The sequence below is a fragment of the Modestobacter versicolor genome (genome assembly GCF_041028285.1).
Lineage (GTDB): Bacteria > Actinomycetota > Actinomycetes > Mycobacteriales > Geodermatophilaceae > Modestobacter > Modestobacter versicolor_A.
This window is the reverse complement of sequence record NZ_JABGDB010000004.1, coordinates 362,433-372,956: the sequence shown is the minus strand read 5'-3', so window position 1 is coordinate 372,956 and position 10,524 is coordinate 362,433. Positions and strand designations below refer to the sequence as shown.

At 75.6% G+C, this 10,524-nt stretch carries 9 protein-coding genes; 7 read left to right on the top strand and 2 right to left on the bottom strand.

Annotated elements, in window-relative coordinates; genetic code table 11:
* Positions 1-83: 83 nt before the first annotated feature.
* The 4 genes from HL054_RS16160 to HL054_RS16145 all read left to right on the top strand — a co-directional run bounded on the left by HL054_RS16160 (position 84) and on the right by HL054_RS16145 (position 5,741).
* Positions 84-908, top strand: a complete 825-nt coding sequence (locus HL054_RS16160) for a biotin--[acetyl-CoA-carboxylase] ligase (protein WP_369140034.1) — start codon at positions 84-86, stop codon at positions 906-908.
* 68 nt (positions 909-976) lie between these two features.
* A complete protein-coding gene (locus HL054_RS16155) occupies positions 977-1,543 on the top strand; it encodes a PH domain-containing protein (RefSeq protein ID WP_369140033.1) in 567 nt (188 codons plus the stop codon).
* A gap of 92 nt (positions 1,544-1,635) precedes the next feature.
* On the top strand, positions 1,636-2,784 hold the full coding sequence (locus HL054_RS16150) for an exonuclease SbcCD subunit D (RefSeq protein ID WP_369140032.1): 1,149 nt from the start codon (positions 1,636-1,638) through the stop codon (positions 2,782-2,784).
* On the top strand, positions 2,781-5,741 hold the full coding sequence (locus HL054_RS16145; protein ID WP_369140031.1) for an AAA family ATPase: 2,961 nt from the start codon (positions 2,781-2,783) through the stop codon (positions 5,739-5,741). Before HL054_RS16150 ends, HL054_RS16145 begins: the two co-directional genes overlap by 4 nt.
* 90 nt (positions 5,742-5,831) lie before the next feature.
* On the opposite strand, the gene HL054_RS16140 is transcribed toward HL054_RS16145, so the two are convergent.
* Both HL054_RS16140 and HL054_RS16135 read right to left on the bottom strand, forming a co-directional pair.
* On the bottom strand, positions 5,832-6,782 hold the full coding sequence (locus tag HL054_RS16140) for a hypothetical protein (protein WP_369140030.1): 951 nt from the start codon (positions 6,780-6,782) through the stop codon (positions 5,832-5,834).
* 139 nt (positions 6,783-6,921) lie between these two features.
* The gene (locus tag HL054_RS16135) at positions 6,922-7,461 is read right to left on the bottom strand and encodes a GtrA family protein (protein ID WP_369140029.1); all 540 of its coding nucleotides are present in this window, start codon (positions 7,459-7,461) and stop codon (positions 6,922-6,924) included.
* Between the two features lie 105 nt (positions 7,462-7,566).
* On the opposite strand from HL054_RS16135, the gene HL054_RS16130 reads away from it, so the two are divergent.
* Genes HL054_RS16130 through HL054_RS16120 form a run of 3 tightly spaced genes read left to right on the top strand, consistent with a single transcriptional unit; the run spans position 7,567 to position 10,497 of the window.
* Positions 7,567-8,772, top strand: a complete 1,206-nt coding sequence (locus HL054_RS16130; RefSeq protein ID WP_369140028.1) for a 5-(carboxyamino)imidazole ribonucleotide synthase — start codon at positions 7,567-7,569, stop codon at positions 8,770-8,772.
* A 2-nt stretch (positions 8,773-8,774) separates the two neighbouring features.
* Positions 8,775-9,287: a 5-(carboxyamino)imidazole ribonucleotide mutase gene (purE, locus tag HL054_RS16125; RefSeq protein WP_369140027.1), complete on the top strand. Its 513-nt coding sequence runs from the start codon at positions 8,775-8,777 to the stop codon at positions 9,285-9,287.
* 55 nt (positions 9,288-9,342) lie between these two features.
* On the top strand, positions 9,343-10,497 hold the full coding sequence (locus tag HL054_RS16120; protein WP_369140026.1) for an acyl-CoA dehydrogenase family protein: 1,155 nt from the start codon (positions 9,343-9,345) through the stop codon (positions 10,495-10,497).
* Positions 10,498-10,524 lie beyond the last annotated feature (27 nt).

Genomic DNA, 10,524 nt, shown 5'->3' with positions numbered 1-10,524 from the left:
CGTGTGCAGGTCGATGTCGGCGGGGACGGGTTCTCCCGCGCTCTCCAGTTCGGCGGCACTCACAGCGCCGTAGCGTAGGTGACGTGCCCGACACCGACCTCCCCGCACCGGACAGGACGGCCCTGGACGCCGCTGCGCTGACAGCGGCGGTCGCCACCGACGACGCTCTGTGGCGGGAGGTGCAGGTCGTCGAGGCGATCGGGTCGACCAACGCCGAGCTCGCCGCCCGGGCCGGCACCGGCGAGCCGGAGGGGCTGGTCCTGGTCGCCGAGCACCAGCAGGCCGGTCGCGGCCGGCTGGACCGGACCTGGACGTCCCCACCGCGGGCCGGGGTCACCGTCTCGGTGCTGCTGCGGCCCGACGTCCCCGCCGCTCGCCGGGCCTGGCTGTCCCTGCTGACCGGGGTCGCGCTGGCGGAGTCGGTGTCCGCCGTCGCCGGCGTCCGGACGTCGCTGAAGTGGCCGAACGACCTGCTCGCCCCCAGCGGCGCCAAGCTCGCCGGGATCCTCGCCGAGAGCGCCGGGTCCGCCGTCGTGGTCGGGGTCGGGCTCAATGTCTCCACCCGCCGCGACGAGCTGCCCGACACCGGCACCTCGCTGGCGCTGGCCGCCGGCGGTCCGGTGGACCGGGCCGAGGTCCTGCTGGCCTTCCTCCGCGCGCTGGAGCTCCGCTACCGGCGCTGGACCGCGGTGCTGGGCGACCCCGTCTCGTCCGGGCTCGCGCAGGACTACCTCGCCTGGTGCAGCACGGTCGGCACCGACGTCGTCGTCACGCTGCCCGACGGGTCGACGCTGGCCGGCGTGGCGGAGGCGGTCGACTGGGACGGCCGGTTGGTGGTGCGCACCCCGGCCGGGGTGCTGGAGCTGGCCTCCGGCGACGTGCGGCACGTGCGCCCCGCGCGCGCCTGATCCCGCCCGGGCGGCGACTCGTCGCCGGGAGGCGTGACCGCGCACCGGGGATGAGCCATCCTGTCCGCATGGCGTACCCGGACAAGGTGCTCGGTGCGGACGAGGAGGTCGTCCGGCACCTGCACCCGCACTGGACCACGGTGTTCTGGCCGGTCGTGCTCTTCCTGCTGCTCGTCGGGGCGGCCTCGTTCGGCGCGGCCCTGGTCCCGGCCGGCGACCAGCAGGGCATGTGGCGGCTGGTGGTCGTGGCCGCCGCCGCCGTCCTGGCGCTCGTGCTGGTGGCGGCGCCGCTGCTGCGCTGGCGGACGACGCACTACGTCGTCACCACCCACCGGCTGCTCTACCGCACCGGCGTCCTGGCACGGCAGGGCCGGGACATCGGGCTGTCCCGGATCACCGACGTGTCGTACAAGCAGACGCTGTGGGAGCGTCTGATCAACTCCGGCACCGTCTCGATCGAGACGGCGGGGGAGGGCGGGCCCACCGTCTTCGCCGCGATCCCGGACAGCGACGGCGTGCAGCAGCTGCTCAACCAGCTGGTCGAGGAGGACGCCGACCGGCGGGCGCAGGAGAGCGCAGCCCATCTCGGCGACTTCTACTCCCGCGACGGGTCGCACCCCACCGAGGGGTTCTGAGCCGCGCCGTCACGCGTCCGGCAGGCCACCGGACCGATCCGTCACGGCGTGCCGGGCCGGTTCTGTCGGAGGCCCGACCTACCGTGCGGGACATGCGGCTGCTGCACACCTCGGACTGGCACATCGGCCGCTCCCTGCACGGCACCGACCTGCTCGCCGAGCAGGAGGCGGTGCTCGGTGCGCTCGCCGACGTGGCCGCGGCCGAGGCCGTCGAGGTGGTGCTCGTCGCCGGTGACGTCTACGACCGGGCGGTGCCCTCCGCCGACGCGACCGCCGTCCTCGACCGGGTGCTCACCCGCATCCGGGCCGCCGGCGCCGCGGTCGTGCTCACCCCCGGCAACCACGACTCGGCCCGCCGGCTCGGCTTCGCCTCCGGCCTGCTGGCCGTCTCCGGCGTGCACGTGCGCGCGGCCACCGGGCTGCTCGACGAGCCGGTGCTGCTGTCCGACGCGCACGGCGACGTCGCGGTCTACGGCCTGCCCTACCTCGAGCCGGAGGTGGCGCGGCACGAGCTCGGGCTGACCGAGGCCCGCAGCCACGATGCGGTCCTCACCGCGGCGATGGACCGGGTCCGCGCCGACCTGTTCCTCCGCCCGGGCGCGAGGTCGGTCGTGCTGGCCCACGCCTTCGTGGGCGGCGGGGTGCCCAGCGACAGCGAGCGCGACATCTGCGTGGGCGGTGTCGACCTGGTGCCGGCCGCGGTCTTCGACGGCGTCGACTACGTGGCCCTCGGGCACCTGCACCGGCCGCAGTCGCTCAGCGACCGGGTGCGCTACAGCGGCTCGCCGCTGGCCTACTCCTTCGGCGAGGCCGGCCAGCAGAAGCAGGCCTGGCTCGTCGACCTGGACGGCGACGGGCTGGCCGGGGTGCGTGCGGTGCCGCTGCCCGTCCCGCGCGAGCTGACCGTGCTGGAGGGCGAGCTGGCCCAGCTGCTGGCCGACCCGGCGCTCGCCGCCGTCGAGGACCACTTCGTCTCCGCCCGGCTCACCGACCCGGTGCGCCCGGTCGACCCGATGCGCCAGCTGCAGGCCCGGTTCGGGCACTGCGTGCACCTGGAGTGGACCGGCGCGACGCCCTCTACCGACCGCCGCAGCTACCAGGAGCGGCTCGCCGGCCGCAGCGACCTGGAGGTGGCCGACGAGTTCGTCGCCCACGTGCGGGGCCTGGGCGCCACGCCCGACGAGCGGGAGCTGCTGGGCCGCGCGCTGGCCGCCGCGGCCCGCGAGGACGCGCTGCTGTGAGGGTGCACCGGCTCACCCTGACCGCCTTCGGCCCCTTCGCCGACCGGGTCGAGGCCGACCTGGACGACGTCGGGCGCGACGGCCTGTTCCTGCTGTGGGGGCCGACCGGCGCGGGCAAGACAACCCTGCTCGACGCGGTGGTCTACGCGCTCTACGGCACCGTCCCGGGCGCGCGCGGCGAGGAGCGCCGGCTGCGCAGCGATCACGCCGGCGAGGGCGTGCGCACCGAGGTCGAGTGCGAGGTGACCCTCGGCGGCGAGCGGCTGCTGGTCACCCGCCGGCCCGAGCAGCAGCGCCCCAAGCGCCGCGGCACCGGCTGGACCACCGAGCAGGCCAAGCTCACCGTCCAGCGCTGGTCGGCCGGCACGTGGGAGCCGGTCAGCACGCGCATCGACGAGGGGTCCGAGCACCTGCGCACCCGGCTGGGGCTGTCCGCCGAGCAGTTCTGCCAGGTGGTGCTGCTGCCGCAGGGCGACTTCGCCCGCTTCCTGCGCGCCGAGCCCGAGGACCGCGGCCGGCTGCTGCGCACGCTGTTCGACGTCAGCCGCTTCGGGGCCGTGGAGAGCTGGCTGGACGACCAGCGCCGCGCGGCGCGGGAGCAGCTCGACGAGGCGCGGCTGCGCGCCAGCACGCTGCTCGCCCGGGTGGCCCAGGTGGCTGACGTGGACGTCCCCGAGGAGCTGGCTCCCGAGCTGGTGGGCGCGGCACCGCCGGCGCACGCGGGCGGGTGGGTGCACCGGGTCCGGGCCGAGCTGGCCGGCCGGCTGCAGGCGCACGAGGCTGCGGCCGCCGAGGCCGCCGCCGACGTCGCCCGGGCCGACGCGCTGCTGGCCGCCGCCCGCACCGAGGCCGACCGGCACGCCCGCCGCGACCGGGCCCGCACCGAGCTTGCCCGGCTGCAGGCCGAGGCGGCCGAGCTGCAGCCGCTGCGTGCGGCCCTCGATGCCGGCTCGCGCGCCGAGCCGGTGCGCGACGTGCTCGAGGCCGCGGGTCGCGCGGCGCTGGCCGCGGAGGCGGCCGCCGAGCGGCTGGCCACCGCCCAGCAGTCCTGGGCGCCGGTGGCGGAGGGGCGGGCCGCCGACGCGGTGCTCGCCCGGGTACTCCGGGACGACGCCGCCGCCCTGCGCGCGCTGCTCCCGGAGGTCGACCGGGCCGCAGCGCTGACCGCCGAGGTGACGCGGGTCCGCAGCCAGGCCGAGGCGCTGGCCACCCGCTGCGCGCGGGAGGAGGCCGCGGTCGCGGACTGGCCGCAGCGGCTCGCCGCGCAGGAGGCCGCCGTCGCCGGCGCGGCCGGAACGGCCGCTGCGCTCCCCGGGCTCATCGCCGAGCTCGAGCGGCGCCGCACCATGCTCACCGCCGCCCGCGCCGTGCCGCCGCTGGCCGACCGGCTGATCCGCCGGCAGGAGCGGACCCAGGCGACGCGGGACGACTGGCTGGCGGCCCGGGAGGCGTGGCTGGACCTGCGCGCCGGCCGGCTGGACGGCATGGCGGCCGAGCTGGCCGCCGGCCTCGCCGACGGGGCGGACTGCCCGGTCTGCGGTGCCGTGGAGCACCCGAGGCTGGCCGAGCACGCCGGTCCGGTGGTCAGCCAGGCCGACGAGGACGACGCCCGGGTCGTCGCCGAGCAGCGCGAGGCCGACCACGCGGCGGCCCGGCGCGCGCAGGAGGAGACCGAGCGGGAGCTCGCCGTGCTCCGGACCCGCGCCGGCGACGAGCCCCTCGCCGCCCAGGAGCAGGCCGTGGCGGCAGCGGAGCAGGAGGAGTCGACCGCCCGCAGCGGGGCTGCCACCCTGGAACCCGCCCGCCGGGAGCTCGAGGCGCTGCTGAGCCGGCGGGACGCAGCGGTGGCCGCGCTCGCGGCCGCCCGCGAGGAGCTGGTGCTCCGCCGCGCCGAGGCGGCCGCCGCGAAGGAGTCGCTGACGGACGTCGAGCAGCGGCTGGCCGCAGCGCGGGGCGAGGACCGCGACCTCCCGGCGCGCATCCGCCGGCTGACCACGGTCGCCGACCGCTGCGAGGCCCTGATGGAGGCCGAGACCGCCGAGCTGCGGGCCCGGACCGAGTCCGACGCCGCCCGGCGGCACGCCGAGGAGCGGGTCGCCGAGGCCGGCTTCGACGACCTGCTCGACGCCGCCGGTGCCCTGCTGGACCGCGGTGCGACCGCCTCGCTCGGGCGCCGGGTGACCGAGCACGACGAGCAGTGGTCGGTGGTCACCGCGACGCTGGCCGAGCCGGAGCTCGCCGACCTCGCGCCCCGACCCGACCTTGAGGCGCTGACCGGCAGCTGCCGCACCGCCACCCGGGCCCGGGAGGACGCCGTGTCCGCGCTGTCCGCGGCCCGCGCCCGGGCCGCGGCGCTGGACGACCTGGCGGCCGACCTCACCGCCGTCGAGGTCGAGCTCGACGAGCGCCGGGCCACCGCCCAGCAGGTCACCGCGCTGGCGGACCTGGTGAACGGGCGGGGCGCGAACACGCTGAGGATGCGGCTGCAGTCCTTCGTGCTGGCGGCCCGGCTGGAACAGGTCGCCGAGGTCGCCAGCCGCCGGCTGCGGGACATGTCCGGTGGTCGCTACACGTTCCTGCACAGCGATGCCCAGGGCCGCCACGGCGCCCGCGGCGGGCTGGGGCTGGACGTGCTGGACGAGTACACCGGCGTGCGGCGGCCGACCAAGACGCTGTCCGGCGGAGAGAGCTTCATGGCCTCGCTCGCGCTCGCGCTGGGGCTTGCCGACGTGGTCACCGCGGAGAGCGGCGGCGTGCAGATCGACACGCTCTTCGTCGACGAGGGCTTCGGCACGCTCGACCCGCAGTCGCTGGACGCGGTGATGACCGTGCTCGACGAGCTGCGCCGCGGGGGTCGCACCGTCGGGGTGATCAGCCACGTCGAGGAGCTGCGCACTCGGATCACCAGCCGGCTGGAGGTCGTCAGCGGGCGCGAGGGCTCCCGGCTGGCCGGCTGACCCGGCCCGGGCTGTCGCGGCCAGGCGGCCCCGGCTGACCCGGTCCCGGAGGACCGGGCCTGCCGCCGGGCTGCGCGTTGCCCGGTCGGCCTAGACCCGGACCCACTCGCGGTCGCGGACCGCGTCGAGCCGGCTGATGCTGCGGGCGGCACCGGGGTGCCAGAAGACGTCCGCCGGGTCCGCGGTCGGCAAGGCCGGCAGGCCGAGGTCCTCGCGCACGAAGAAGGCGTTGAACGCATAGCTGTTGGTGCCGACGAAGCGGTAGCCCTTGCTCGCGGCCAGCTTGACCATCGCCCCGAGCGAGGCGCCGAAGTACTGCGACCCCATCTCCCAGGCGAAGCTGTCCGAGTACGGCACCGTCATGGCCTCCTCAGGCCCCCAGCCGGCGTTGTACTCCACGATCACGACCCGGGACCGGACGCAGTCCAGCGCCTCCCAGATCCAGTAGTCGACGCCGTCCAGGTCGATGGTCAGCACGTCGATGTCACCGGCGAAGCCGGCGTCGGTGACCAGCTGGTTGACGTTGTCGCGGGTGACCCAGGACCGGAGCAGCGTCGGCGGCCAGTACCAGGTGTCGGCGCCGTCCTCGTAGAACCGGCGGCCCTTGGTGACGAGCTCCTCGCCGCCGTCCACCAGCAGGCCGGTCCAGCCGTGCGTGACGATGAGGTTCGCCGAGTTGCACTCGATCCCGTCGCCGGCGCACAGCTCGACGGTCTTGCGGGTCTCCGCGCCGACCGCGGCCAGCAGCAGCTGGACGATGCCGTCCTCGCCGTTCTGGGAGTAGAAGCGCAGCTCGGCGTCGGCGAAGCTCGGCAGCGGCCGGCCGGCGGCGATGAGCTCGCGATAGGTCAGCGCCAGCTGCAGCTGCGCGGCCTTGTCCAGCCCGCGGTGGCGGCGGGGATGCACCCCGATCAGCTGCTCGACCTGGAGGTGCTCCAGCCGGCTGATCGCCTCGAGGACCTCCTGGGTGCGGTCGGCCGGCGGTGCCGTCTCCGCAGCGGGACCGGCCGGCTGGTCCGCCGGGCGTCGGAAGCGCGTCATGAGCTGTCCCCTCGTCGTCTCGTCACCGGTGCCGGCGACCGCTCCGGTGCGCCCCGTGGCGCGTCCACCCAGCCGCCGCAGCGGCCGTGGGACGGGCCCCCAGGGCGACCTCCGGTGCTCGGCACACCGTACCGAGCGGTCAGTCCAGGTCCGCCGGGCGCGGGCCGACCGGGGCCGCGTCCCCGACCAGCGGTGGTGCCGGGTCGCCGGCGACCGCGTCCTCGGCCGCCGGCTGCTCGTGCGCCGGGAAGACCCACCGCCGGTAGGAGAGGTAGCGGATCAGCGTGCCCAGCACGGTGGACCCGACGTTGGCGATCTGCAGGACGACAGCGCTCTCCTGGTCCAGCGGGTACCGGACGAACCAGACGACGGCCAGCCCGAGCAGCAGGGTCACGCCGTTGATGACGGCGAACAGCACGTACTCCCGGCCCAGCCCGGTGCGCGCCCGGTGCGAGAAGGACCAGTAGCGGTGGCCGACGTAGGCGACCGTCATCGACACCAGGGTCGAGATCAGCTTGGCGGTGACCGCGCCGACGTCCATGTGCGCGTAGAGCAGCTGGAAGATCGCGAGGTCCAGCACGAAGCAGAAGGCCCCGACGACGCCGAACGCGCCCAGCTCCTTGATGACCAGGCGCCAGGTGCTGTCGACACCGCGCCGGAGACGGGAGGCGAGTGGCACGTCCACCGACTCTACGGACGGTTGGCCCGCTGCGCCGTCTCCTCGGTCACCCCCGGGCGGAACGGCCGCTGGGCACCGGCCGCCGGCGGGATAGCCTCACCGATCATGGCCGCGATCCTGGACCCCCGCACCGGACTGCCTGTCGTGGCCATGGTCGGCGGTGGGCAGCTGTCCCGGATGACCCACCAGGCCGCGATCGCGCTCGGCCAGTCGCTGCGGGTGCTGGCCGCCGACCCGGCCGAGTCCGCCGCACTGGTCGCGGCCGACGTGCAGCTCGGCGACCACCGCGAGCTCGCCGACCTGCAGCGGCTCGCCGAGGGCGCGACGGTGGTCACCTTCGACCACGAGCACGTGCCCACCGAGCACCTGCGGGCCCTCGAGGCCGCCGGTCACCGGGTGGCGCCCGGCCCGGCCGCCCTGGTCCACGCCCAGGACAAGCTGGTGCTCCGCCGCGCGCTGGCCGAGGCGGGGGAGCCGCAGCCCGCGTGGGCCGAGGTCCGCACGGTGCACGACGTCGCCGTCTTCGCCGACGAGGTGGGCTGGCCGGTGGTGCTGAAGACCCCGCGCGGCGGCTACGACGGCAAGGGCGTGTTCGTCGTCTCCGGCCCCGACCAGGTCGCCGACCTGCTGGAGCAGCACGGGGTGCTGCTCGCCGAGGAGCGGGTGGGCATGGTCCGCGAGCTCTCGGCCCAGGTGGCCCGCTCGCCGTTCGGCCAGGTCGCCGTCTGGCCGGTGGTCGAGACCGTGCAGCGCGACGGCGTCTGCAACGAGGTGCTCGCGCCGGCCCCGGGGCTGACCGAGGAGCTGGCAACCGCCGCGCAGGAGCTCGCGGTCCGGATCGCCGACCGGCTCGGCGTGGTGGGCATGCTCGCCGTCGAGCTGTTCGAGACCCCCGAGGGGGTGCTGGTCAACGAGCTCGCCATGCGCCCGCACAACTCCGGGCACTGGACCATCGAGGGCTCCCGCACCAGCCAGTTCGAGCAGCACCTGCGCGCCGTCCTGGACTACCCGCTGGGCTCCACCGCGATGACCGCGCCGGTCGTGGTCATGGCCAACGTGCTCGGCGGGGCGACGTCCGACGAGGACTGGTCGGGCCCCGGCCTGGACGAGCGGGTGCACCACCTGATGGCGCACTGGCCCGACGTGAAGCTGCACTGGTACGGCAAGGGGCAGCGCCGCGGCCGCAAGCTCGGCCACCTGACCGCCCTCGGCGACGACCCGACCGAGGTCCGCGCCCGCGCGGTCGCCGCCGCGCGCTACCTGGCCGACGGGGTCGTCGACCCCGCCTTCGCCTTCGACGAGGAGCACTGACCATGGCCGTGGACGACGGGCCGCTCGTCGGCATCGTGATGGGCAGCGACTCCGACTGGCCGATGATGGAGCCCGCCGCCGCCGCGCTGGCCGAGTTCGACGTGCCGTACGAGGCGCACGTCGTCTCCGCCCACCGCACCCCGCGCCGGATGCTGGACTACGCGGAGAGCGCGGCCTCCCGCGGGCTGCGGGTGGTCATCGCCGGAGCCGGGGGAGCGGCCCACCTGCCCGGCATGGTCGCGGCGTCCACCCCGCTGCCGGTGATCGGCGTCCCGCGCCCGCTGGACCGGCTGGACGGGCTGGACAGCCTGCTGTCCATCGTGCAGATGCCCGCCGGCGTGCCGGTGGCCACGGTCTCCATCGGCGGGGGCCGCAACGCCGGGCTGCTCGCCGTCCGCATCCTCGCCGTCGCCGACGACCGGCTGCGCGCCGCGGTCAGCCGATTCCAGACCGAGCTCGCCGACTCGGTGCTCGCCCGGGACGCCGCGCTGCAGGAACGGCTCGCCGAGGACTGACCCGGCGGGGTGTCGGCGCTTCCGATCGCCCTGCCCCGCGTCCTACTCTCTACCCGTGGGTAACAACGCCGGGCTGTACGCGCTGACCGAGGAGCACGAGGCCGTCCGGGAGGCGGTCCGGGAGATCGCGGAGCGGGAGATCGCCCCGTACGCCGCGGAGGTGGACGCCGAGTCCCGCTACCCGGTCGAGGCGCAGAAGGCGCTGACGGCGGCGGGCTTCCACGCCACGCACGTGCCGGAGGCGTACGGCGGCGAGGGGGCCGACGCGATCGCCACCTGCATCGTCATCGAGGAGGTGGCCCGGGTCGACGTCAGCGCGTCGCTGATCCCCGCGGTCAACAAGCTGGGTTCGGTGCCGGTCGTCCTCTCGGCGTCCGAGGAGCTCAAGCAGCTGGTGCTGCCCTCCATCGCCGCCGGCACCGCGATGATCAGCTACGGCCTGTCCGAGCGGGAGGCCGGCTCCGACGCCGCCGCCATGCGCACCCGGGCCCGGCTCGAAGGCGGCAGCTGGGTGCTCAACGGCACCAAGGCGTGGATCACCAACGCCACCGTCTCCGAGTGGTTCACCGTCATGGCCGTCACCGACCCGGACGAGGGCGCCCACGGCATCTCCGCCTTCGTCGTGCACCGCGACGACCCCGGCTTCGCCGTCGGCCCCAAGGAGAAGAAGATGGGGATCAAGGGCTCGCCGACGTGCGAGCTCTGGTTCACCGACTGCACGATCCCGGCCGACCGGGTGATCGGGGAGCCCGGAACCGGCTTCAAGACGGCGCTGCGCACGCTGGACTTCACCCGGCCGACGATCGGCGCCCAGGCCGTGGGGGTCGCGCAGGGCGCGCTGGACGCCGCCGTGGCCTACACCAAGGAGCGCCGCCAGTTCGGCTCCGCGGTCAGCGACTTCCAGGGCGTGCAGTTCATGCTCGCCGACATGGACATGAAGATCCAGGCCGCCCGGCACCTGGTCTACGTGGCCGCAGCCGCCGGTGAGCAGGGCCGCCCCGACGTCGGCCGGGTCTCCGCCGCCGCCAAGGCCTTCGCCTCCGACGTCGCCATGCAGGTGACCACCGACGCCGTCCAGCTGTTCGGGGGCGCCGGCTACACGCAGGACTTCCCGGTCGAGCGGATGATGCGCGACGCCAAGATCACCCAGATCTACGAGGGCACCAACCAGGTGCAGCGCATGGTGATCGCCCGCAGCCTGCTGCGGTAGGTGGGGTCGGCCCGGTACCCGCCAGGG

What these genes read in the sequence shown, in the direction of transcription:
- HL054_RS16155 (WP_369140033.1), top strand. Translation starts at nt 977, where the DNA reads ATGGCGTACCCGGACAAGGTGCTCGGTGCGGACGAGGAGGTCGTCCGG.
- HL054_RS16150 (WP_369140032.1), top strand. Translation starts at nt 1,636, where the DNA reads ATGCGGCTGCTGCACACCTCGGACTGGCACATCGGCCGCTCCCTGCAC.
- HL054_RS16130 (WP_369140028.1), top strand. Translation starts at nt 7,567, where the DNA reads ATGGCCGCGATCCTGGACCCCCGCACCGGACTGCCTGTCGTGGCCATG.
- HL054_RS16140 (WP_369140030.1), bottom strand. Translation starts at nt 6,782, where the DNA reads ATGACGCGCTTCCGACGCCCGGCGGACCAGCCGGCCGGTCCCGCTGCG.
- purE (WP_369140027.1), top strand. Translation starts at nt 8,775, where the DNA reads ATGGCCGTGGACGACGGGCCGCTCGTCGGCATCGTGATGGGCAGCGAC.